The following is a 24,075-nucleotide window of genomic DNA, read 5'->3' as shown; positions in this document are numbered from 1 at the left end:
GCCCAAAACCAAGTATCTTTGTGTATTGGAACAAGCATAGCAGGAACTCATCACATGGAGGAGCGAAGAAAAACGGAGGCAAACCCGGAAAAATTGCAGCAGATCAACACGGTAATGGTAGTGGACGATGACGACAACTGGATCTTCGTTTCAAAATTAATCCTGAAAAGAACGGGTGTGGGCCAGGAGGTGATCACCGCCAGAAACGGCCGCGAAGCCTTCTCTATCCTGCAGGCCATTGCCGCTGACCCAGAGAAACAAATGCCCGAACTGCTGTTTCTGGACATCAGAATGCCCGTGATGGACGGCTTCGAGTTTCTGGAGGAAGTCACCAATGTAGAAGGTCTGGATTTTTCCCAAACCAGAATTTACATGTGCAGCAGTTCCCTCAACCCCGTTGACAAGCAGAGAGCCGACCTCTTCCCCGTGGCCGGATTCATCACCAAACCGCTCACCAAAGAGGCTCTGCTCCAGATTCTGAGTCAATAGCCAGTCACCCCATCCGGGTGCAGCGTTTTAGGGCTGTTTTTATAAAAAGGGCCAGAAGACAACTATTCTTCTGGCCCTTTCCTTTAGCTCTGGTTACTGCCTTATCCCTTTCAGTAATTGTACCACTCGCCCCACTGGTTGCGCAGGTTCTTGCGCATCTCGTTCTCGCGGGCGTTGTTGCCGGGGTTGAAGAAAATGGTGCCTTTCAGCTCATTGGGCAGGAAATCCTGCGGCACAAAGCTGCCTTCGTAGTCATGGGCGTATTTGTACTCGTTTCCGTAGCCGATTTCCTTCATGAGTTTGGTGGGCGCGTTGCGCAGATGCAGCGGCACCGGCGGACTCCCCTGCTCCCGCACCATGGCCCGGGCGTTTCTTATGGCTTTGTAGGCCGCGTTGCTCTTGGGCGAGGTGGCCAGGTAAATAGCGCACTGCGATAGAATGATGTCGCACTCGGGGTAGCCAATCACGTTCACTGCCTGAAAGCACTCGTTGGCCATGATCATGGCCGTGGGGTTCGCGTTCCCGATGTCCTCCGAGGCCATGATGAGCATGCGCCGGGCAATGAACTTGGGGTCTTCGCCGCCTTCAATCATACGCGCGAGCCAGTAAATGGTGGCGTTGGGGTCTGAGCCCCGCATGGACTTGATGAACGCCGAGATAATGTCATAGTGCGCCTCGCCGCCTTTGTCATACAGGGCCAGGTTCTGCTGCGCAATCTGCTGCACCACGTCATTGGTGATCACCAGTTTCTCCTGCTTTCCGCTTCCATCAATCACAATCTCCAGCAGGTTGAGCAGCTTGCGGGCATCGCCGCCCGAGATGGTGAGCAGCGCCTCGTACTCCTGCACGTCTATGTTCTGGGTTTTCAGAATCTCGTCCTCGGTCAGCGCCTTCTGGATCAACTCCACCAGTTCTTTCTTCTCCAGCGATTTCAGGATGTACACCTGGCAACGGGAAAGCAAGGCCGGGATGACTTCAAACGAAGGGTTCTCCGTGGTAGCGCCAATCAAGGTCACAGTCCCTTTCTCCACCGCGCCCAGCAGCGCATCCTGCTGTGATTTGTTGAACCGATGGATCTCGTCAATGAACAGCACCGTGCCCTGCCGCTTGCGGGCCTGGTCAATCACATCGCGGATGTCTTTCACCCCGGCGTTGATCGCGCTCATGGCCACGAACGGCACCTTCAGTTGCCCGGCGATGATGCCCGCCAGCGTGGTTTTGCCCACGCCCGGAGGTCCCCAGAAGATCATGGAGGGCACCATGCCGGCTTCAATGTAGCGGCGCAGCACGCCTTTGGGGCCTACTAGATGCTGCTGACCGGCGTACTGATCCAGGTTGTGCGGGCGCATGCGCTCCGGCAGCGGGGCTTTGGTGGTTTGGAACATGGGAAGCGGATTTTCAGGATAACCCCTCGCGTGCTGCGAGGCGCAAACAAAAGGCAATTTACTTTCTTTCCCCCATTGTTTCGGGCCTGTTTTTCAGAAATCGACCTAAAACTGCTTTCCTCGAAGATTCCCCGGATGAAACCAGCCCGCCAGATTCGGTGGCTTTTCCGGAATTGAGGCGTAAAACACCCCGTCGTTCCCTGCGTATCTTCCAGAACACTTCTCCTGGAAAACCATGGACCCAACTACTCCCGGAAAAACCATCTTACAGGCCGTGGCGGCCTTTACCACCGTGGGTGGTTTCCTGATGGACTGGAACAAAACCCACCTGTTCAACCCCCACTGGACGCCGCACGCCAAATTCCATGACGCCATGACCATTTTATCTGGCACGCTGCTGGGAGCCACCAGCCTGTATCTGCTCCAGAAAAAAGACGGTGACCCCGCCACCAACCTGAAAACAGCGGCTTTTCTGCCTGCCATTTTTTACCTGGCCCAGGCGGGCAGCTTCACGTTTCCGGGCGCCAAAGGCATGGACGCGGAATTCCCGGAGAAAATCCCCTCCGTGGGTAGGCTCAGACTGAACGAAGGCCCCTTCTCCCTGGTCATGCTCGCAACTTTGGGAGCGGGTTATCTGTTAGCCAAAAACGGAGACAAATAGCCCTCAAGTTGTTTTATGCCCGTTTTTAGAAAATCTGCCTTAAAACGGAACGGGGTTTTGCATCAGGAGCAGCGCTTAATGCGGCAGACGATCCCGTACCACGCCATAAAAATACGTGCCCAGCAGACCGCCCGCAATGGCCACCAGAATGGCCCAGTACCCATGCCCCAGGTTCACGAACAGCGGCCCCGGGCAGGAACCCACCAAGGCCCAGCCCAGCCCGAAGATGATGCCGCCCGCCAGATAGCGCGTAATTCCTTTCTCCTTGGGCTGGAACTGGATGGGCTCGCCCTGCACATCGCGGAGCTGAAATTTCTTGATCAGGAACACGGCCAACGCGCCCAACGTCACCGCCGTGCCCATGAGGCCATACATGTGGAAACTCTGAAACCGGAACATCTCCTGGATGAGGTACCACGAGATGGCCTCTGATTTACTCATCACAATCCCGAACAGAATACCGGTCATTACAAACTTCAAACCTTTCATCTCTTTCTGTTTAGCCGCCGATTTACGAAAACAACAAAGGAAACACCAGATGGGTGGTAATCAGGCCGCCGATGAAAAACCCGATGACCGCGATCAGGGAAGGAAGCTGCAGATTAGAGAGCCCGCTGATGGCGTGCCCCGAAGTACAGCCGCCCGCATACCGCGTCCCAAACCCGATGAGCAAGCCCCCAACCAGTAACAGCAGCAAGCCCGGCACGCTCCCCAGCGCCTCCGCCCCGAACAGCTCCTCGGGCTGCAATCCCTGTGGGGCCGCAAAGCCCAGCTGCCGGAGGTCCTGAATAGTGTTTTGGGAGATTTGCACCGCTTCTCCGTTTTGCAGGAACTCCTCGGAAATCCAGCCGCCCAACACCGCTCCCACCAGAAACAACAAGTTCCAGGTCTGCGCTTTCCAATTGAACCGGAAGAAGGGCACCTGCCGCCCGGCCCCGCAGGCCGCACAGATCACCCTGAAATTGGACGAGAACCCAAACGACTTCCCGAAGAACAGCAGCAGCACCATGACCAAGGCAATCACCGCCCCTGACACATACCAGGGCCACGGCTGTGAAATATATTCTATCATCTGATTGTTAATTTTAGCTCAGTTTTGGAAAAACGCCTGCAAAGTGTTCCTTTTCGGAGAGGCGGAATGCCTACTCATGTAGTCCGATGTAGGGGCAATCCCTTGTGGTTGCCCTATCACGGAGGCAAACGCAAGGGGCAACCACAAGGGATTGCCCCTACCTTCATCAATACCACCTTCTATGGCGCGGAAGTCACGGAAATAACTTCCGCGCCATAGAATAGGAAGCCGATTTTCGGGAATACCTTGATCTGCAAGCGTAGTCATCCCCCCTTCAAAGGGGTAGGGCCGTTAAGTTCTATTTTAACAGTTTGATTCCTTTGAAAAAGAAATGGCAGTACTGCATAATTTGAGCCTCACGGCTCACTGAAGTTGCAAACTTCAGCTCATTGTAGGTCCAAGTTGGAAACTTGAACCAGCTATACGTTTAGAACTTAACGGCCGTGTCTTCAAAGGGGACAATCGGATAAATCAGTTTGTCTCTTGGGCTTTGACCTATTACTACTGAGAGCTTTTAGGTAAATCGCTCTCCTTTAAGTAATTAGCTTTCGTTACCCCAAAGTAGACGGACACACGAAGGCGGTTTTGGGCACGTCTGTCTCCGCGATGGCTTTGAAGCCGCCGGCTACATCAATGAGGTTGTGGAAGCCGCGGGCTTTCAGGATGGATGCCGCCACCATGGACCGGTACCCGCCGGCGCAGTGGATGTAGACCGGCTCCTCTTTGGGAATTTCCGCTAAGTGCTCGTTCAGGGAGCTTAAAGGAAGATTGAGGGCTCCTTCTACGTGCTCGGCGCTGAACTCCCCTGGTTTCCGAACATCGATCACCGGTTTTTTTTCCGTTTTCAGGCGTTGGGCGAACTCCTGGGCGGAGATGGAAGGCAAGGTGCCAATCTCCAGTCCCGCTTTTTGCCAGGCCTCCATGCCACCTTGCAGATAACCCAGGGTATGGTCGTAGCCCACGCGGGCCAGGCGGGTGACTACTTCTTCCTCGCGGCCCGCGTCTGCCAGGAACACGATGGGCTGCTGGATATCCGGGATTAACTCGCCTACCCAGGGCGCAAAGCTGCCGTCCAGCCCGATGTTGATGGCGTTGGGAATGTGCCCCAGCGAGAAATCGGCGGCTTTGCGGGTATCCAGCACCAGAGCGCCGGTTTCGTTCACCAGCGCTTCAAACGCCTGGGGGGAAAGCGCCCGCAATCCCTGGCTGAGCACGTTTTCAATGTTGGCGTACCCTTGTTTGTTTAACTGCACGTTGAGCGGGAAATAACCCGGGGGCGGCAGCAGACCGTCGGTGACTTCCTGCACGAACTCGGCTTTGGTCATGTCGGGGCGCAGGGCGTAGTTGGTTTTCTTCTGGTTGCCCAGGGTGTCAAACGTCTCTTTGCTCATGTTCTTGCCGCACGCTGAGCCGGCCCCGTGCGCCGGGTACACCAACACGTCATCGGCCAGCGGCATAATCTTGGTGCGCAACGAGTCAAAGAGGATGCCGGCCAGTTGCTCCTGCGTGAGGTCAGATTTAGCGGCCAAATCGGGGCGGCCCACATCGCCAATGAACAGGGTATCGCCGGTGAAGAGCGCGTAGTCTTTCCCGCCTTCGTCTTTCAATAAATACGTCACGGACTCCAGCGTGTGACCCGGCGTGTGCAAGACCTGAATGGTAACGTCTCCTACCGTCAGGACTTCGCCGTCCTGGGCCAGGTAAGCCTCAAACGATGGTTGCGCCACTGATCCGTACACAATCTGGGCATCGGCGGCTTTGGCCAGATCCACGTGACCCGACACGAAATCGGCGTGAAAATGGGTTTCCAGCACGTATTTGATCTTGGCCTGGTCTTTCTCCGCTTTCAACAAATAGGGTTTAATCTCGCGCAGCGGATCAATGATGGCCGCCTCGCCGTTGCTTTCAATATAATAGGCTCCCTGAGCCAGGCAACCGGTATAAATCTGTTCTACTTTCATCTTCAGCTGAACTTAGTTTTTACTTCTTTCTACAAAATTAGGCCTAAAACAGACCTGGTACTGTGACTTTTGTCACCGTGCGTTTTTACAGGAAAATCTCCTTGGCTAAAATAAAAATCCCCATGGCTAGCACAAACCACCCGAAGCCTTTCTTCAGGGCCCGGCTGTTCACTTGATGCGCGAAGGCGGATCCCAGGTAAATCCCGCCCACTGACAGGGCCGAAAACGTGAGCAGGAACGTCCAGTTGATAGAATAGTGCACCATATCGCCCAGGAAACCCACCAGCGAGTTGCCCGCGATGAGCACCAGCGACGTTCCGACGGCGGTTTTCATGTCCAGCCGGAGCAGCAGCACCAGGGCCGGGATGATCAGGAAACCGCCGCCCGCGCCCACCAGCCCCGAGATCAGCCCCACCAGCACAGCCTGCGTGATAACCCTGGCGTAAGGCACCTGAGGCTCCGCCGCCGGCTCCTGACACACTATTTCCTGGTGGTGGATCATCCGGTAGGCGGCCAGGACCATGAGCACCGCAAACAGCACCATCACCGCCCCACTTTTGGTCACCACCACCGCGCCTACCTGCAGCAGCTCATTAGGCAGCGCGGGCACCAGGAACAGGCGGGTAAGATAGATCGTCAGGAGCGAAGGCACCCCGAAGGAGAAAAGGGATTTCAGGTGCACCTGCCCTTTCCGGTAAAACCGGATGCCGCCGATGCTGCTGGTCGCGCCCACCACAAACAACGAGTAAGACGTAGCCATGACGGGGCTCAGCCCGATGAGGTACACCAGAATAGGAACCGTCAGGATAGAGCCACCGCTTCCGGTAAGCCCCAGAGAGAGCCCAATGAACACCGCCGATATGTACCCTAGTATTTCCATTCCTCTTTGTTTGCGGTGACAAAGGTAGAAGATACTTTGAGCCATCACAGTGACAAAAGTCACAGAACTGTTTTAAGGCCGATTTTCAGAAAATAGCCCCTAAACGTTAGCCCCGTTTTTTTAGAGCGGATGCGGTGTTGATTTCTTCACGAAATGGAAAAGTTGCCGGACTACGCGGGCTGGTGCAGCTCAATAAAGTTACGATGCAGCGTCAGCACGCCGCGTTGCTCCAGTTTCTTGAGCAGGCGCGAAATCACCTCGCGGGAGCTGTTCAGTTCCATGGCAATCTGCTGGTGCGAGATTCTGAGCTGGTTTCCTTTGAACTGCTGGTTTTTCCGGAGATAGAACAGGAGCCGCTCGTCCAGGCTTGTGAACGCCACGGCATCCAGGGTCTGGAGCAGTTCCTCGAAGCGCTCGCGGTAGGTGCCGATCACAAACATGTGCCAACTGGGGTATTTGGTGAGCCAGCGCTCCGCCACGTGCATGGGCACCAACAGCACCTGGGCAGGAGTCACGGCCTGCGCCGAGATCTCGCTTTGCTCCTCGCGGACGGCGCAAAGCATGGACAGCGCGCAGGCGTGGCCCGGCTCCAGAAAATACAGCAGGAATTCGTGGCCTTCCTCGTCCTGGCGGTACACCTTCAGAAGGCCGTTCAGCAGCAAAATGGAAGATTTCAGGTATTGGCCGGTCCGGATAATGAATTCGCCTTCGGGCAGGTCTTTCAGGGTGGCTTCCTGCAGGAGTTCCGCCCGCAGGGCCGGTTCTAAGCGCGGGAAAAACCGCTGGAGTTGGGTTTCTAAATCATCCATGGTAAACGAACGAAGCACGCGCTGCTTTAGGTGTGTTTTCGCTAAAACGTGCCTAAAACCACTTTGCCGCCCCGCCATCATGTTCCTGTTCGTAAGCTAGCTTAACACACCCGGAAATGTGGCCTAATTCAGAATTCTTCCTTAGCTTAGAATCCCTGATCAAACCTCCACCGGAAGCCATGGCAAAATCTAACCTTACCGCAGAACAGAACGAGCAGAAAATAGAGACCTTCTTCGCGCAGGCTCCGGAGTTTGCCCAGCCCATCTGTGCGAAACTGAGAAGCGCCATCGCCGCGGCTGATCCCGCCCTGCAACCTTCCTGGAAGTGGAATGCACCCGTTTACGAGAAAGCCGGGGCAGGCATGGTGTGTGCCATCAGCGTGCATAAACAGCATGTGAACCTCTCTTTTTTCCAGGGCGCTTTGCTGGAAGACACGCACGGATTGTTCACCAGCAGCCAGGATGCCAAGGCCATGCGCCTCATCAAGTTCACCGATGCCGCGCAGGTAAATGAGCCGGCACTGATAGAATATATCCGGGCAGCTACAAAGGTAGAGGCCGGCACCGCCGCCAAAGCCCCCGAACGCAACCTCATCGAAATTCCGGAGGATCTGAAGCAAGCCTTAAATGAGGCGCAGCAACTGGAGAAGTTTGAGCAGCTGGCCTACACCCATCGGAAAGAGTACGTGCGCTGGGTGAACGAAGCCAAACGCCCCGAAACTAGGGAATCCCGCCTCCAGAAAACCGTAGTCCGCATCACTGAAGGCAAGAAGTTCAGTTAATTACTCTTCAGACCTCCTGCTGGGCGGAACGAAAAGCTATTGGTGCAGACACTCGCAGAACCTCCGGACACTCCGAGGTCTTTTGAGCAAGCAATAGAGCGGTGGTTCACAAAAACTCCCCTCCTATTTTAGGAGGGGTGCCCGAAGGGCGGGGTGGTAAAACGCGTTTTGCAACCCTTTTCCAGAAAGTAGCCCCAAAACACCCCTACTCCACTACGTGCGCCACAAACTGAGACAGGTTGGTGATGATGCCGCGTTCCCGCCGGAACCCGATGGCGCTGCCTTCACCGGCCCAGAAGACGCCAGCCTGGTAGCGATAGCCCTGCTCGTCCTGCGGCAGTTCGGCCCAGGCCTGGTAGATGTGGGGTTGGTTGCTGTACTCGCCGGTGGTGGAAGACACATCGGTGTTTTCGCGCACCTGGATGTTCTGGCCCTCCCGCCCGAAGAAGGGTTTCTCCACGGCTTTCCCGGCAAAGGAAGCGAACTCGGTGCGCAGCAGCAACGGATGGTAGGGAAACTGCTGCCACAGCCAGGCCAGAAAGCCTTTGGTCTGGAAAATAAGCGAGTACGCTGGGTTGGCGATGAGCACGCTGCGGGAGTATTGTAGGTCGATGAGATCGGTGCAGAGGTCTGGCTCCAGCTCCGCGAACAGCTCCCAGGGCACCAGCTTGAAGAGGAACGGGAACCTACGCCACTGCTCGGCACCAATCTGCGCCCAGATGCCGCGCTCGGCGCCCAGTGTGGAGACTTCCATTTCTTCCACAGCGCAGATGTGCGTTTCAAAACCGGCTTCGCGGGCGGCCTGCGCCAACACTTCGCAGTTGGTGTAGTCTTCCCGGCTTTCGCCTAAGTACACTAGCAGCAGCGCGGGCTCCAACTCAGGATTCAACCCCTGCCACGTTCTGAACTGATCTACCAAGGCTTCATACAGGCCATTGGCCTGGTGGCTGTCGTTTTTGCCGGCAGCGGCCAAGCTGGCCCATTGTACCACGGCGGTTTCAGGGATGGAGGTGGCGGTATCGGCGTTGAACTCCAGCAGTTTCACCCCTTCCGGCGTCTGGGCGAAGTCAAAGCGGCCGTAGATGTGCCAGTGGCGTTCATCGTTCCAGGAGTGCCGGATGGCGCGCCAGACACGTTCCGGCAAACCCAGCTTTCGCAGGAAATCATCAGGCAGCTCATCGGGCACGGCTTCCACCATCATCTGGTACAGCGTGGAGGCGGCTTCCAGCAGCTCATCGGCGGCGGGTTGGGTTAACACCACCGCTTCGCCGGATAGATAAGTCTGGCACTCTTCCTCCACTACCCACTCCCAGCCCATCTGGTGAACCATTTTAGTGACATCGCCGTGGTGCGGCATTAATCTGACCGGGAGAGACGTGGCTGACATAGCGTTGAATAGACGTTTATGGATGGAAAGTGAAGGTTAGGTGACAAGGCGTTTCAGGGCTGTTTTCACGAAAACGGCCCTGAAACAGGAAGTTTAAACAAAAGGTAAAAAGCGGCGGAGGCCGAAAGGTTATCCTCCGAAACCGCTGGATCTTCCGCCGGAACTTCTCCCAAACGTGCCGGAACGGCTGTTGGTGGGCCGGGTGGAACGGACATTGCCCGAAGAGGCAGGACGGCTGTACGTGCCGGTAGTTCCCCGGAAGGCCTGCGCGCCCCGGGCCCGCTCAGCGGTAGTCTGTTGTCGCCAGGCCTCGTTCCGCTGGATGGTGTTGGGGTTGGCATAGTACGCGCGGTTGGGGGAAAGCATACGGCCAGCCATGTACCCGATGCCGCTCCACATGAGCACGTTCATCATGCTGAAGCCCGAGCCGTTGTGCGGATTGGCCTGGGTGTACTCCTGCATGCGGCGCTCCAGTTCCAGCCCTTGCAGGGTGTCTACTTTGCCGTCGTGGTGCTTGAGAATGGCCATGACCTGACCGGCCTCGGCAGGGCGCTCATCGGTGATTTTCCAGTTGTCCGGACTCATTTCGGTCATCTCGGTAATGACGCCCTGGCTGTATTTAGGGGCTGCTTCCCCAGCATTCCACTCGGTGGAGGCTTCGTTCTGGGTGGAGCGGTTATCTGAACAGGAGGCTAACCCAAGGCAGGCGGCGGCGCTCACCAACAACACATTGCGGGAGAAATCACCAATCAGGAAATAACGCTTTTTCATAAGTTGAGGTCAGGCAAGCCGTTTTAAGCTTGCTTTTGTAAATGTAAACGAAAAAAAGACCAAACGGGTATGCTATTCCCAAAGCGGATAGTGCTTCAGGTTGACTTTCTGCTGAAAAAACAGCTGCGTGGAGGCCTCAAAGGACACCGTGTAGTCTGAAACATAGAAATGCGGCTCGCCGGGCAACTTCAGCGAGGCGATGCCCGCCTGGGTTAACACATTGGCTACGTGCCGCGCCACCAGTTCTGAGGCATCCAGCACTTTCACCCGGCCGCCGTAATATGCGGTGATCTGCTCCTTGATTAAAGGATAATGCGTGCAGCCCAGAATCAGGGCCTCAATGCCGTCCAGCGCCGGATCTGACAGGTACGTCTGAATCACGCTCTCTGAGATGGTATTGTTAAAGAAGCCTTCCTCAATCATGGGCGCCAGCAAGGGCGTGGCCACCGACTTGAGCTGCACCCCGGCATTCAGATCATCGATCTTCTTTTTATAGACATTGGAATTCACGGTTTGCTTTGTCCCGATGAGGCCTACCGTTCTTTGGGCAAATCTTTCGCCCACATAGTGCACCACCGGGTCAATCACGTTCAGGACAAGGGCTTTGCTGCCCACATATTCCCGCACCAACTCATAGGCCGCCGCCGAGGCAGAATTGCACGCGATCAAAATTATTTTACAATTCTGCTTAATCAGCAGATCGCAGATTTTGACCGAGTACGCCTGGATGGCAGCCGTTGATTTATCGCCGTACGGCAGGTGCGCGGTGTCCCCAAAATAGACCAGTTGCTCTTCAGGCAAAGCCGCTTTTATCGCCTTGGCAACGGTTAATCCGCCAATTCCACTATCAAACACCCCAATGGGGCGTGCCCCGTTTTCAGCTTTCATCATCTCCTTCTTCTTCCCTTAAACAGGCTACCTAAAACCCATCCGTAGAAATACCCATATTATTAAAATACAAAATCAAAATGCACTTTTCCGCAACAACCCCAAAAAGAAGGGCGTAAAAGAGCATACAAGTTGGAACTAAAAAAGGAGGAATAAAAATGAAAGTATTATCAACCCGTACCCACGGGATCATGGATTATCTGGTGGGTTTATTATTGATTGCTGCTCCCTTCATCCTTGACTTTGACCGTGGTGGAGCGGAAACTTGGGTGCCCATTATTGTTGGTGCCGTGATTATCTTACAGAACTTGATGACCAACTGGGAAGTTGGGGCATTTAGAGCATTGTCTCCTAACATGCACATCACTATGGACTACCTGATTGGTATTTTCCTGGCCGCTTCCCCATGGATCTTTAATTTTGACGAATATGTCTACCTGCCGCACTTGATTGTAGGTATTGTGATCTTATTGCAAGCCATGATGACCCGTGTAGTGCCTGCCCACGGAGCAGTGACCAACACCAGAATGCACCATGGCCATACCCACTAAGGGTAACCAAAGAATTGAGTTAAAGACACAAAGGAGGCCGGGAAATCCCGGTCTTTTTTGTGTTCCACCACTTTTGCGGAACTGGCTCTGGGATACGCTTTTCTGTTTGTGTACCTTTGCGCCATGAATTACCTTTCAGCAGACTCTATCTCTAAAAGCTACGGCGACCGCTGGCTTTTTCAGAACCTTATATTTGGCATAAACCGCGGGCAACGCATTGCACTCATTGGCGCCAACGGAGCCGGGAAAACCACTTTACTGCAAATCTTAGCCGGTACGGTTCCCCCAGACAACGGAACCGTGAGCGTGCGCAAAGGCATCAGGGTGGGCTATCTGTGGCAACAACCGGAGTTTCCGGCGGGTGCCTCGGTACAGGAAGCCATCTTCTCGGGCCAAACCGAAGTCCTGGACGCCATCCGGGATTACGAAGCCTGCATAGAAGACCCCAACACCACCGATGCCCGCATGCAGCAGGTCATGGAGCGCATGGAAACCCTGCACGCCTGGGAATACGAAGTACGCACAAAGCAGATCCTGGGCAAACTGGGCATCCAGAACCTGGACGTGCAGGTGGAACACCTCTCCGGCGGACAGAAGAAACGCGTAGCCATGGCCCGCGTGCTCATTGAAGAGCCCGATCTACTGATTCTGGATGAGCCTACCAACCACCTGGACTTGGAAACCATTGAGTGGTTTGAGAACCTACTCACCACCGAACAGACTACTCTCCTGATGGTGACCCACGACCGTTACTTCCTGGACCAGGTAGCCAACGAGATTGCCGAACTGGACCGCGGCCAGGTGTACACTTACAAAGGCAACTACAGCTACTACGTAGAGAAAAAAGCCGAGCAGGAAGAAGCCAACGCCGCCGAGATGGGCAAGGCCAAGCAACTCCTGAAGAAAGAACTGGACTGGATGCGCAAGCAGCCGCGCGCCCGGGGCACCAAGTCCAAGTCCAGGGTAGATGCTTTCTATGACCTCAAAGACAAGACCTCGCAAAAAGACACCCGCACTGCCTTGGAACTATCAGTGAAGAGCACGCGCCAGGGAAATCAGATTCTGGAGATCGATCACCTGAGCAAGCGTTTCGGGGAGAAAGTGGTACTGGACGATTTCAGCTACATCTTCCGGAAGAAAGACCGGGTAGGCATTGTGGGCCCGAACGGCGCGGGCAAAACCACGTTCCTGAACATGCTCACCGGCCGCCTGGCCCCGGACAGCGGCGAGATCATTGCCGGCCAGACTACCGTGTTCGGCTATTACACCCAGTCTGAGCTGACATTCAACGAGAACCAGCGCGTGATTGACGTGGTGAAGGAAGTAGCCGAGGTAGTAGAAACCGGCAACGGCGAAGTGATCACCGCCAGCCAGTTCCTGCAGCATTTCCAGTTTCCGCCGGCCCAGCAATACACGTTTGTGAGCAAACTGAGCGGCGGCGAGAAACGGCGTCTGCAGCTGCTGCGCGTGCTCATCAAAAACCCCAACTTCCTGATCCTGGATGAGCCTACCAACGATTTGGACATCCAGACGCTGAACATCCTGGAGGATTTCCTCCTGAACTTCGGAGGCTCGCTGCTCATCGTTTCCCACGACCGTTATTTCATGGACCGTTTGGTGGAGCACTTGTTCGTGTTCGAGGAGAACGGTCACCTCCGGGATTTCCCGGGCAACTACACCGATTACCGCGAGTGGGCGAAGGAACGCGAAAGTCTGAAAGCCCAGGAAGAGGCTAAACCGGCGGCGAAACCAGCGGCTACTCCCGTTGCCGCGCCTGCTGCCCCTCCGGTGGTGGAAACGCCTAAACGGAAAGCTTCTTTCAAGGAAAAACAGGAATACGAGCGTCTGGAGAAAGAAATAGAAAACCTGGAAACCGAGAAGGACACGCTGGCCGCTGAGATGAACTCCGGCTCCGCCGATCACAAACGCCTGGCGGAACTCGCCCAACGCATCAAAGACATCAACACCGAGGTAGAACAGAAAACGGAGCGCTGGCTGGAACTGGCTGAGTTCGTTTCTTAGTATCAGGTAGCACGAAGAAGGCTTCTGCTTTGGGCACGTTTACTGAAAAACGAGCCCAAAACAGAAGCCTTATCTTTTCAAGTATTTCCGTTTTAAGCCTGTTTTAATCAAAATGGCTGAAAAACGGGCGAGCTTGGAAATTGGAGGATAAATAGCGCAGATCAACACTACACACGACTTCAGGTACATCTATTCCTTGTAGATGATGCCTTCACGGGTGTGATCCGTCTCAGAAGTATGGCTTCAGAAATGCGTGATTTCGTTACTGCGTAACGAGGATAGTCTGAGACTATCCCTTACCTTTCGGCACGAGTCTGGAGACTCGCGCCAGCGGTATAGGCAATAAAACAGCTCGGCCCGGAGGGAACTGAATCACTCCGGGCCGAGCTGTTTTATGAGAAAGTCTTGCTACCTGATACGTGCTACGCGATACTAATAAACGTTCGGTTTGCGCTGGTAACTGAAGGAGAAGCCTACTTTCTGCGGGGTACTCACTTGTTGCTCTTCCAGTTTCTGCTTCACGGTGATTTTTCTGATCTCTTCCACGTCCGGGGCAATCAGGTCATTGTTCACTGAGGCCACCATGGCACTTTCAATGAATAGCCGAAGTGTCTCATCGGTGATGACGTTTTTGGCCATGTCATTGTAGGTAAGATCCAGCTGCTTCACCCCTTCCAGGTAGAAGTGGTTGTCTATGTTGATGAGCACGCGCCCCAACAGATAACCGGGGTCATTGAGGCGGTTGTACTTGATGGAGTCTGCCATGAAGTTGTAGGCCATGATGTGCCCAAAGAAACGCCGCCGGAAGTCTTCGTCTACGTAGCGGCTTTTCATCAGCTCGTGGTCCTCGGGGAGGGTGATCACGTTGGAGTGCATCACAAACACGAGCAGATCGCCGGAAAACTTGATGTGAAACTCAAAATCATTGATGCTTCGGTACTCTATCAGCACGTTGGAGTCTACCTCCTGAATCCGTTTTCTCAGGTTCTCCACCAGCTCAATAGAGCAGTGCCTCAGTTTTTCAAAAACCTCGCGGGTGTTCCTGAAAATAGCTTGCTTGGTAGTAGACTTCTGCCGCAACCCTTCAAAGATCGTTTCAATTTTGTCTTCCATAGTTTGGACCTTTTCGTAAGACATGTTCTTGTGCCGCCCTGGGCAAAGTATCTATAATAGTACTTTCCGTAGCGCCTTTTAGTTATCCTTTTTCTGTTCCGCCGGAAATACCAGCCGTTTTTGGGCTAGTTTTTCAATTTCAACCGCTAAACACCCGGCTTTGTTTTGCAGCACCTCTACCGTGTGCTGGCCTAACGCTGGCGGCATTGCCAGCGGCAAAGGTACAGAATCTGGGCTTGAAAACGCGATTTGACGCACTCCCCTGGGCTGATTCTTCTGATCTGCCAGCAACTGGGGCTGCACTAAGGGTTGCGCCAAGGCTTCTGGTACAGAGTGTACGGCACCGGCAGGCACGTTTTGTTCTACCAGAACCTGCAAAAGTTCTTGCTGCGTAAAACGCGCCACCAGTTTTCTCAATTTTTGGATTAAAGCTACCCGGTTCTGCACGCGCCTGTAATTGGTGGAAAAATCTGCTTCTTCCCCCAAGGCCGCATCTCCCAACACCTGGCACAGGGTCTTAAACTGCCTATCATCCCCTACCGCCAGCACCAGTTCCTTCTCATCTGAGGTCTGAAAGATGGTACCGTAGGGCACAATGGTGGGGTGCTCAGAACCCATCCGCTGAGGCGATTCCCCGGCCACCAGATAGTTGGTGGCCTGGTTGGCCAGAGAGGAAATGGCGGCCTTCAGCAAAGAGACTTCCACGTATTGCCCCTGCCCGGTCTTTTCCCTTCTATACAGCCCCGCCAACAAGCCTTCTTTCAGTTGATGGGCGGCCAGCAGGTCAATCAGAGCCACCGGCATTTTGAGGGGAGCACCGCCTTTCTCGCCATTCAGGTACATGAATCCGGTTTCAGCTTGCAGAACGGCGTCATAGCCCGCGCGGGCCACCTCGCTCCCGTAGCCGGTGATGTGGCCGTACAGCAGTTTGGGGTTGAGTTGCGAGAGGGTGTTGTAGTCCATCTGCAGCTTTTCGGCATCGCCGGCCTTGAAACTAGCCAGCACAATATCAGCTTTCCGGACGATGCAGTGCACCAGTTCCCGCACGGGCTCAGCCGCCAGATCCAGGCAAACAGACTTCTTTCCCCAGTTAGCAGACGAAAAATACGCTGACACCGAGGTATCGGGGTTTTCCGAGGATAGCTTCCAGCGCCGGGTGACATCGCCCTGGCTTTTAATGTTCTCGATCTTCAGCACCTCGGCGCCCATCTCGGCGAAGAACTGCCCTACGCTGGGCCCGGCCAGCACGCTGGCGAATTCCACCACTACCAAATCCTGAAAAAGCCCTTTGTGTACGTCCATTTGTTTTGCGGCTGTTTTTCCAAAAATGGGCAAAAAACAGGAAACGCTACACTTCTTTTCTTAAGGTCGAGGCAATAAAAAAAGCAGGCAGTGACCAGAAGTCACTGCCTGCTTAGCTTCCTATCAATCCAATTCTAACTTTATCTTACCACGATGCGCTGGGTAGTGCTGCGGCCGTTGGCGGTCACTGACAGCAGGTAAATACCCGCTCTGATGTTCATGCCTGACAGGTTCATGTCTACTTCTGAGTTCACGCTGCTCAGTTCCTGGGTATGCAGCACGCGGCCACTCATATCGCTTAGGCGGATGGTAGCGCCTCCTGAAACCTGCTCCTGGAAGCGAACGGCTACTCTTCCGTTGGTTACCGGGTTAGGGTACACGTTGATGGCAGCCTGAGCAACCGCACCAGTTGCGTGGCTCACGGAGATCACTTTAGAGTATTCAAAGGCACCATCAAAGTCAACTTGTCTCAGGCGGTAGTACACGGTTCCGGCGGCAGCGGCATGGTCTGTGAAGGCGTAGTTGTTAAGGGTGGCGGAGTTACCGTTTCCTTTCACTTCACCCACTTTGCTGAAGTCTTTGCCGTTGGCGCTACGCTCAATCTCGAAGCGGTCATTGTTGATCTCAGAAGCGGTGCTCCAGGTCAGCTCTACTCCACCGTTGCGGGACACGCCCCCAAATCTGGTCAGGGTCACCGGCAGTGGGTTACCGTTTCCGCAGTCTTCCACAAAGATCTGTTGCTCAGCTACGGCGCTGCCGCAGTCATTGGTGGCCGTCACTCGTACGGTGTAAGGCTGTTCTAATTGCGCTTCTTCCAAAACAGCCACAAAGGTGACAGAGCCATTGCTTTCCTCCAGAACTAAGAATCCTTCTGGCAAGTCAAAGGTGTAGGTTACTCCGGCTTGCACCTGACCTACTGTGATGGTGGTAGGCTCATTGGCGAGGTTACAGATGGAGGCGGGCGCTTCCAGAGACACGGTTGGTTTGGTGCACGGACCAGTTGGGCAATCCTCTACTTGCACTGGCAGGCAAACCGCCTCGGCTCCGCAGTTATTGGCATTTACCGCAATAACTGTCACAAAGAGCGTTGAATCTGGCTTGGCGTTGTTCACTTTGATGTTCACGTAGCCGTACCCTTGAGACACCACTTGAAACTCTTCTGGCAGGAAGAAATCATACTTCATTCTGCCGGATGGGTCTCTGTTTTCTACCGCAAATTTGTAGATCTTATCTCCTGAGGCACATACCACGGTAGGAGCTTCCACGTCCAGATTTGGCTTGGCGCAAGGGCTGCAGTTAGGTTTAGGAGTTACCGCAATCACTGCTTCACCAGCCTCACAGATCGCTTTGTTCTTTTTAGCATTGCTGGCCACGGTCACTGACACGTCTCCGGCGGCAGTACCGGCTTTTACAATTAGCGTGCTGGTACCCTGACCAGAAACGATGGCCCAGCCAGCTGGCACGTCCCAGGCAAAATCATACGATTTGTTTTTGCCGTTGCCATTTCCGTTGCCGTTGGTTTTACCGGCCGAGGCTTTGAAGACCAGTACATCTCCGGCGCAGTATTTAGAGTCTCCTTCAATGGAAACTGCCAATGCATTGCCTGGTTTCACCGGCAGGGTGGCTACTTTCGTGCCGCATTCAGCGTGGTTCACGGTCACTTTCATGGTGCCGTTTTTCATACCCACGCGCACTCTCACTTTGTTTGTACCTTGTCCGCTTACAATTTCCCAGCCGATAGGGGCTTTTCCTTCCTGCGCTCTTGGCACATCCCAGGCATAAGAGGTGTATTCATTCCGGATGGTATATTCTACAATTTCACCAGGGCAAGGGCTGGTTGGTCCTTCAATAGGTCTTGGCTGAGAGTCTTTGCAGTTGTCTCCGCCGTTATTACCACCATTGCCATTTCCGCCACCGTTGTTTCCGTTGCCGTTGTTTCCATTGTTCCCGTTGTTGCCGCCGTTATTTCCATCTCCGCTGTTTCCGCCGCCGTTGTTAGCGGGCGCGCAGTTCTGCGGGTTGAAGGAGAAAGTGCCTACGTTCTGGCCGGCTTTGGCCTGGATGCGCATAGACTTCATCTTGCTGAAGGCAGCGGTGTTCACCTCGTAGGAGAACACATCCTCAACTCCTTTCTTGTAACCATTGATGCCCTTGCCTTCGAATTTTACCGAGTAGAAAGGATTGTTGGTGGTGTTTTCAACAGTGTAATTGTACTTCTTGCCCATAGGCGCGGAGGCCCGCTGTCCGGAAGGAAGCTCAAAGGCCACATTGCTCAGGTCTTTGTCGCAGTTCACCTTCACGGAGAAGGTCAGCTTGGTGTTGGAGCCAGAGGCGGTGGCGCTCACCAGTTTGAAGTCAAAGCAGCCGTTGGAGCCGGCGCACTGGGCCTGGGCCTGGCCCGCAAAACAGAAAAGTATAAGCAAAAGGGTGCTAGCCCATGAAAGTATAGTTCTTTTCATGATAGGAGAAAATTGGACGGTAAATAGGACTTGGAAAAGACGTAGTTATTCAATGCCCCTGCTAAACAGGGAATAGGGAGGGTAAAAAGCCAGATGGGCTTATAAAGCTGTGTATAGCAATGTGCTTATGCAGACTTGTTCAGAGGGGAAAGTACAGATATTATCATAGCTTCTTAGAGGATTTCGTTCAACACCTTCTTTATCTTCAATTTCTTACTTATATTCTCTTTAACGAAGGCGAAAAACTGCGGTTGCACAAAATTGCACTTTCAGTTAATATCACAAACAAAATCGCAACAAAATACAACAGCCAATCCGGCTAAACTGGCTAAATACCTCTATACCGCACATTAACACCTATATACCTTTTGCAATATATCTGGGATTGACTACATCAACTGATTACACCTTCTTTCTAGTTACACTCCAATTTCTCGCTAGAACAAGAACAACAGAACTTCGATGCTTGATAACAGACTTTCCACCGTGATACATCCGGAGATGCCTTCACCAACTGCTTTACTTGACTTCTCTAATTCTGCCGTGCACAAATTGGCAACTCTCAACTTATCAAGGCAGCCATAGCTAGAAAAGAACATATAGACTTCGCTACATAGTAGACATAAAAAAAAGCAGGCAGCGACCAAGGGTCACTGCCTGCCTACATCCTATCAATCTCTCTCTTTATTATCTCACCACAATCCGTTGGGTGGTGCTTTTGCCGTTCACGTTCACTGAGATCAGGTAGATACCAGCTTTCAGATTCAGGCCGGTCAAGTTCATGGCAACCTCAGAGGCTACGCTGCTTACTTCCTGGCTGTGCAACAGTCTGCCGCTCATGTCCACCAGACGGATGGTAGCGTTTCCGTTTACCGGCTCCTGGAAGCGAACATTCACTTGTCTGTCCGTTACCGGGTTAGGGTACACGCTGATTCCTGCTGCGCTGCTGGCGGTGGCCGCGTGGCTTACTGAAATCACTTTGGAGTACTCAGAAGAGTTGTCAAAGTCAACTTGCTTCAGGCGGTAGTACACGGTTCCAGAGGTGGCGCTACGGTCTGTGTAAGCGTAGTCTACTTTCACTGAGGAGTTACCGTTTCCTTTCACTTCACCCACTTTGCTGAAGTCTTTGCCGTTGCTGCTACGCTCAATCTCGAAACGGTCGTTGTTGATCTCAGAGGCAGTGCTCCAGGCAAGTTCTACTGATCCGCCGCGAGATACCCCGTCAAAGGCGGTGAGTGTTACCGGAAGCGGGTTACCCAAGCCGCAGTCTGCCACGATGATGGTTTCTTGCGCAGTTGCCGTTCCACATTCGTTTGAGGCAGTTACCGTGATGGTTTGTGGCTGACCAAGTTGCTCTTCTTCGAAAACCGCCACTACTGTTACAAAGTCAGCTCCTTCTTCCAACACGATGAATCCGTCTGGCACATTGAAGGTGTAAGTAACACCGGCTTGTGGTTGCGCTACTCTGATAGTGGTTGGCTCGTCGGCTAAGTTACAGATGGTGTCTGGGGCAACCAAGCTCACTTCTGGTTTCACGCAAGGAGGAGTAGTTCCACAGTCTTTCACATTCACTGGCAGGCAAACTACCTCGGCACCACAGTTCGTTGCATTGATGGCTACTACAGTTACATAAAGCGTAGTGTCTGAGTTAGCAGAGTTCACATCTACGGTCACAAAGCCATTTCCGCTTTCTACTACTGTGAATTCTTCAGGCAGGTAGAAGTGGTATTTAACGCCTGTTTTTGCATTTTTAACTCTGAACGTGTACAGGTCGTTGGTGCTGTGGCATACTTCAGATGGAGCATCTACCGCCAGATCAGGTTTAGGGCACTGGCCGCATACTGGGTTCACAGTTACTGGCTGCGTATCGGTTCCGGTTCCGCAGTAGGCAGGGTCATTCTTTTTAGAGGCTGAAACATTCACGGCCACATTGCCTGCCACCGTTCCGGCTTTCACGATCAGTTGGCTAGTTCCCTGACCAGATACTACTTCCCATCCGGCTGGCACAGTCCACTGGTAGGCGTACTCTACCTGGCTGTTTTTATTGTTCTTGTTGTTCTTGCTCCAGGTGCTGGCTCCAACTCCTCCTTTGGTTTTCACTACTCCGCTACCGGCAATTACTGCATCAAAGGTAAGTACATCGCCTTTGCAGAATTGAGCCTGACCCGTGATGTCTACTTTGAAAGTTGGGCAGATGGAAGATGTTCCGCAGTTCTCATTTGTTTCTACCAGGATCATGTCAGAGGCAGTTCCGCAGTAGCCTTTTTTGTAACCGCCTACTCCGTTTCCGTTATTGCCGTTACCGCTTACTTTGGCATTATCGCTTACATACACGTTCACTTCGCCGTCTGTGGCACCTGGGATCACTACAATTTTGTCAGTACCTTGTCCGCTTTGGATGGTCCAGTCAGCAGGAACAGTCCAGTTGAAGTTGAATTCGCCTTTGGCGTTTCCATTACCGTTTCCGTTGCCGTTCGTTTTCTTAACTGAAGCGGTGTACGTTTGTGGGGTTTTTACGCAGATAGAGTCTGGACCAGCAATGGTTACTGTGAAGCTTTTACCTGGTTTCACTGGCAGCGTGGCTACTTTGGTTCCGCAGATAGGATCGTTCACTTTCACTTTCATGGTACCGCTTTTCTGACCTACTCTAACAGTCACGCAGCTTGTTCCCTGTCCTGAGATAATCTCCCAGCCTACTGGAGGCTGACCTGCCTGTGCTCTTGGAACATCCCATTCAAAGGAGGTATAGTTACGATCATTCTCAATGCAATATTGGATAACGTCTCCGGCGCAAGGGTGCTGATCACCCATAATTGGTCTTGGCTGAGAATCTTTGCAGTTGTCGCCACCGTTGTTTCCGCCGCCGTTGTTAGCCGGCGCGCAGTTCTGCGGGTTGAAGGAGAAAGTGCCTACGTTCTGGCCGGCTTTGGCCTGGATACGCATGGACTTCATCTTGCTGAAGGCGGCGGTGTTCACCTCGTAGGAGAACACATCCTCAACTCCTTTCTTGTAACCATTGATGCCCTTGCCCTCGAATTTTACCGAGTAGAAAGGGTTGTTGGTGGTGTTTTCAACAGTGTAGTTGTACTTCTTGCCCATTGGTGCGGAGGCCCGCTGTCCGGAAGGAAGCTCGAAGGCCACGTTGCTCAGGTCCTTGTCGCAGTTCACCTTCACGGAGAAGGTCAGCTTGGTGTTGGAGCCAGAGGCCGTGGCGCTCACCAGCTTGAAGTCAAAGCAGCCGTTGGAGCCGGCGCACTGGGCCTGGGCCTGGGAGACCAGCCCGAAAAATATAAGCATAAGGGTGCTAGCCCATGAAAGTATAGTTCTTTTCATGATAGGAGAAATAAAAGAATGATTGGATAAAGAGAAGACGTAGCTATCCCAGGGACCTTAAAAATTCAAGGAGGGATATAAAATTTTTAAGCGATCTTTGTAACTAATTCAGTTAACAGCAGCGCTCAGTCAGATTTCAAGAGAAGGGAAAGTATAGATAGCTTCATAGTTCGTATCAGGGTTAACAACTTAGTTATTTTCAATTTCTTTCTATACACGCTTTAACGAAGGGTTAAACCTGCGGTTTCACGCAATTGCATTTTAGAAAAATGTTACAAATAACTTCTTACTTATATGCAATTTATTTCTTTAAAACCGATGAAAACAGGTCGATTTTGACTAATTACCTATTTTTACCTATTGTATTCTTACTACAACATTCCTTGCAAAGTTTCATTCATAAATAATATATAGTGCAATTTCTATACACAAAGATCAGTATATAGAAATAGGGCAGAATGCATTATTTTGCCCTGCTGTTCAGAAACAATCTGACACCAATCAGCAGAAAAGGTTATCTTTACAGGAGCTTATACCAACGCCAGTTCAATTCCCTTGCTGGCATACAAGAAGATACAGAACAATGAGCATTACATTTGACGATTTCAACCTGCAGCCCGACTTACTGGAAGGTATTCGGTCTATGGGTTATAAACAGGCAACTCCTATCCAGGCCCAGGCCATCCCGCATATACTAGAGTCAAAGGATTTGATTGCCTGCGCCCAAACGGGTACAGGTAAAACGGCGGCCTTTCTGGTGCCTACCCTCAGCAAAATCACCGAAGCGAAATATGATTTCACCAGTACGCTGGTGTTGGTACCCACCCGGGAACTGGCCAAGCAGATTGATGACCAGGTAGAAGGCCTCAGCTACTTTACCGGCGCTACTTCCATTGCCATTTACGGCGGCAACAATGCCCAGAACTGGGACCAGCAGAAGAAAGCCCTCACCAGCGGCGCAGACATTATTGTGGCCACACCAGGCCGCTTGATCGCGCACATGCAGATGGGCTACGTGAAGCTGGACCAGTTGAAATACCTGATCTTAGATGAGGCAGACAAGATGCTGGACATGGGTTTCATGGACGATCTGATGAAAATCATCTCCCAGTTGCCCAAGGAGCGCCAGACCCTGATGTTCTCGGCCACCATGCCGCCTAAAATCCGGACGTTCGCCAAGCAGATTCTACAAACCCCGGAAGAGATCAGCCTTTCCATCTCCAAACCGGCCGCTAATATTGACCAGCAGATTTACCTGGTGTATGATAACCAGAAACTGCGCGTGCTGCAGCACATCTTAAAGGATGCCCAGATTCAGACCATGATTTTGTTCACCTCGCGCAAGAACGCCGTGAATGACATTGTGCGCTCTTTGCAGAAAATGGGCTTTGATGCCGAAGGAATCAGCTCTGACCGCACCCAGGACGAGCGGGAGGCAACCCTCCAGCGATTCCGGAACAAGCAACTGCAGGTACTGGTTGCCACGGATGTGATGTCCCGAGGGATTGATGTGGACAACATCAGCCACGTGGTGAATTTTGACGTACCGCAGGACGCCGAGGATTACGTGCACCGCATTGGCCGCACGGCGCGCGCCGGCACCAAAGGCATGGCTATCACCTTCGTGAACGAGCAAGACCAGGAGCGTCTGGTGAAAATAGAGAAGCTGATTGAGCGCGAGCTCCCCAAGTTACCGTTGCCGGAAGGCCTGGGCGAAGGTCCGGCGTTTGACCCGATTGGCAACAGCAAGAGAAACAGCCGCGGGCGCGGTGGCGCTCCGGCCGGCAGAGGCGGAAGACCCGAGGGCGGTCGGCCCGAAGGCAGACGCAGAGAAGGCAGTGGCGGCGGTACCCGTGACAACAACCGGAGAAGAGAAGGAAAGCCCCGCCCTGAAAAAGCAGCCGGCGCACCCACTGAAGGCGCTCCAGCCACTCCCCGTCCACCCAGAGTGGAAGGCCAGCCCCAAGCTCCCAGAGCGGAGGGCGAGCAAATAAAGCGCAAGAAAAAGCGCCGCAAGAAACCGGCCGCGCAGAAAACAGGTGAAGGAGGACAACCCGCGCAAACGGCTTCTACCACTTCTTCCGCTGAGTAAAAGCAAATCCTCTTAGAAACACTAATTCCTTTGTTTTAGGGCGCGTTGACAATTGTAGAATTATTTTTCCTGGCAGTTGTTAGAGTATCAAAAAGCCTATGCGTCGTTATGAGATCAC

General features: G+C 53.2%; 19 protein-coding genes. 6 read left to right on the top strand and 13 right to left on the bottom strand.

Annotation, left to right across the window (positions count from 1 at the left end):
* Positions 1-54: 54 nt before the first annotated feature.
* A complete protein-coding gene (locus tag H7U12_RS03025; RefSeq protein WP_186632691.1) occupies positions 55-489 on the top strand; it encodes a response regulator in 435 nt (144 codons plus the stop codon).
* A gap of 110 nt (positions 490-599) precedes the next feature.
* On the opposite strand, the gene H7U12_RS03020 is transcribed toward H7U12_RS03025, so the two are convergent.
* Positions 600-1,874 (bottom strand): replication-associated recombination protein A, encoded by a 1,275-nt coding sequence (locus tag H7U12_RS03020; protein ID WP_186632689.1) that lies wholly within the window; start codon positions 1,872-1,874, stop codon positions 600-602.
* Positions 1,875-2,109: 235 nt separating this feature from the next.
* On the opposite strand from H7U12_RS03020, the gene H7U12_RS03015 reads away from it, so the two are divergent.
* Entirely contained in the window at positions 2,110-2,535 is a 426-nt protein-coding gene (locus H7U12_RS03015) for a DUF6640 family protein (protein ID WP_186632686.1), read from the top strand.
* A 75-nt stretch (positions 2,536-2,610) separates the two neighbouring features.
* Here H7U12_RS03015 and H7U12_RS03010 read toward each other — a convergent pair whose 3' ends face one another.
* The 5 genes from H7U12_RS03010 to H7U12_RS02990 all read right to left on the bottom strand — a co-directional run bounded on the left by H7U12_RS03010 (position 2,611) and on the right by H7U12_RS02990 (position 7,275).
* Complete coding sequence (locus H7U12_RS03010; protein ID WP_186632682.1) at positions 2,611-3,024, bottom strand: DUF6691 family protein; 414 nt, start codon at positions 3,022-3,024, stop codon at positions 2,611-2,613.
* A gap of 22 nt (positions 3,025-3,046) precedes the next feature.
* Positions 3,047-3,607, bottom strand: a complete 561-nt coding sequence (locus tag H7U12_RS03005) for a YeeE/YedE family protein (protein WP_206683858.1) — start codon at positions 3,605-3,607, stop codon at positions 3,047-3,049.
* Between the two features lie 551 nt (positions 3,608-4,158).
* The gene (locus H7U12_RS03000) at positions 4,159-5,568 is read right to left on the bottom strand and encodes an MBL fold metallo-hydrolase (RefSeq protein ID WP_186632679.1); all 1,410 of its coding nucleotides are present in this window, start codon (positions 5,566-5,568) and stop codon (positions 4,159-4,161) included.
* An 85-nt stretch (positions 5,569-5,653) separates the two neighbouring features.
* The gene (locus H7U12_RS02995; RefSeq protein ID WP_186632676.1) at positions 5,654-6,448 is read right to left on the bottom strand and encodes a sulfite exporter TauE/SafE family protein; all 795 of its coding nucleotides are present in this window, start codon (positions 6,446-6,448) and stop codon (positions 5,654-5,656) included.
* 170 nt (positions 6,449-6,618) lie between these two features.
* Positions 6,619-7,275, bottom strand: a complete 657-nt coding sequence (locus H7U12_RS02990; RefSeq protein WP_255897428.1) for a Crp/Fnr family transcriptional regulator — start codon at positions 7,273-7,275, stop codon at positions 6,619-6,621.
* A gap of 161 nt (positions 7,276-7,436) precedes the next feature.
* On the opposite strand from H7U12_RS02990, the gene H7U12_RS02985 reads away from it, so the two are divergent.
* Positions 7,437-8,039, top strand: coding sequence for a DUF1801 domain-containing protein (locus H7U12_RS02985; RefSeq protein ID WP_186632673.1), 603 nt, complete (start codon positions 7,437-7,439; stop codon positions 8,037-8,039).
* 205 nt (positions 8,040-8,244) lie between these two features.
* Here H7U12_RS02985 and H7U12_RS02980 read toward each other — a convergent pair whose 3' ends face one another.
* From H7U12_RS02980 to murI, 3 genes are all read right to left on the bottom strand, one after another.
* Positions 8,245-9,426: a glutathionylspermidine synthase family protein gene (locus H7U12_RS02980; protein ID WP_186632670.1), complete on the bottom strand. Its 1,182-nt coding sequence runs from the start codon at positions 9,424-9,426 to the stop codon at positions 8,245-8,247.
* A gap of 129 nt (positions 9,427-9,555) precedes the next feature.
* Complete coding sequence (locus H7U12_RS02975) at positions 9,556-10,197, bottom strand: hypothetical protein (RefSeq protein ID WP_186632667.1); 642 nt, start codon at positions 10,195-10,197, stop codon at positions 9,556-9,558.
* 72 nt (positions 10,198-10,269) lie between these two features.
* Positions 10,270-11,085: a glutamate racemase gene (gene murI, locus H7U12_RS02970; protein ID WP_186633265.1), complete on the bottom strand. Its 816-nt coding sequence runs from the start codon at positions 11,083-11,085 to the stop codon at positions 10,270-10,272.
* Positions 11,086-11,243: 158 nt separating this feature from the next.
* Between murI and H7U12_RS02965 the strand changes: the two genes are divergently transcribed.
* Complete coding sequence (locus H7U12_RS02965; RefSeq protein ID WP_186632664.1) at positions 11,244-11,636, top strand: SPW repeat domain-containing protein; 393 nt, start codon at positions 11,244-11,246, stop codon at positions 11,634-11,636.
* Between the two features lie 123 nt (positions 11,637-11,759).
* Complete coding sequence (locus H7U12_RS02960; protein ID WP_186632661.1) at positions 11,760-13,658, top strand: ABC-F family ATP-binding cassette domain-containing protein; 1,899 nt, start codon at positions 11,760-11,762, stop codon at positions 13,656-13,658.
* A 432-nt stretch (positions 13,659-14,090) separates the two neighbouring features.
* Here the strand turns inward: H7U12_RS02960 and H7U12_RS02955 are convergent, their stop codons facing one another.
* From H7U12_RS02955 to H7U12_RS02940, 4 genes are all read right to left on the bottom strand, one after another.
* The gene (locus H7U12_RS02955) at positions 14,091-14,771 is read right to left on the bottom strand and encodes a hypothetical protein (protein ID WP_186632658.1); all 681 of its coding nucleotides are present in this window, start codon (positions 14,769-14,771) and stop codon (positions 14,091-14,093) included.
* A 78-nt stretch (positions 14,772-14,849) separates the two neighbouring features.
* Positions 14,850-16,073 carry a CaiB/BaiF CoA transferase family protein gene (locus H7U12_RS02950; RefSeq protein WP_186632655.1) on the bottom strand — a complete coding sequence of 408 codons (1,224 nt, stop codon included), beginning with the start codon at positions 16,071-16,073 and terminating at the stop codon, positions 14,850-14,852.
* Positions 16,074-16,213: 140 nt separating this feature from the next.
* A complete protein-coding gene (locus H7U12_RS02945; RefSeq protein ID WP_186632652.1) occupies positions 16,214-18,496 on the bottom strand; it encodes a T9SS type A sorting domain-containing protein in 2,283 nt (760 codons plus the stop codon).
* A 723-nt stretch (positions 18,497-19,219) separates the two neighbouring features.
* Complete coding sequence (locus tag H7U12_RS02940; RefSeq protein ID WP_186632649.1) at positions 19,220-21,829, bottom strand: T9SS type A sorting domain-containing protein; 2,610 nt, start codon at positions 21,827-21,829, stop codon at positions 19,220-19,222.
* A 619-nt stretch (positions 21,830-22,448) separates the two neighbouring features.
* Here H7U12_RS02940 and H7U12_RS02935 point away from each other — a divergent pair.
* Complete coding sequence (locus H7U12_RS02935; RefSeq protein ID WP_241749071.1) at positions 22,449-23,957, top strand: DEAD/DEAH box helicase; 1,509 nt, start codon at positions 22,449-22,451, stop codon at positions 23,955-23,957.
* The last annotated feature ends 118 nt before the right edge of the window (positions 23,958-24,075 follow it).

The organism is Rufibacter sediminis (genome assembly GCF_014269285.1).
In the GTDB taxonomy this organism is placed as follows: Bacteria; Bacteroidota; Bacteroidia; order Cytophagales; family Hymenobacteraceae; genus Nibribacter; species Nibribacter sediminis.
The sequence above is the reverse complement of the archived record's forward strand: the minus strand, read 5'-3'. Positions and strand labels throughout refer to the sequence as shown.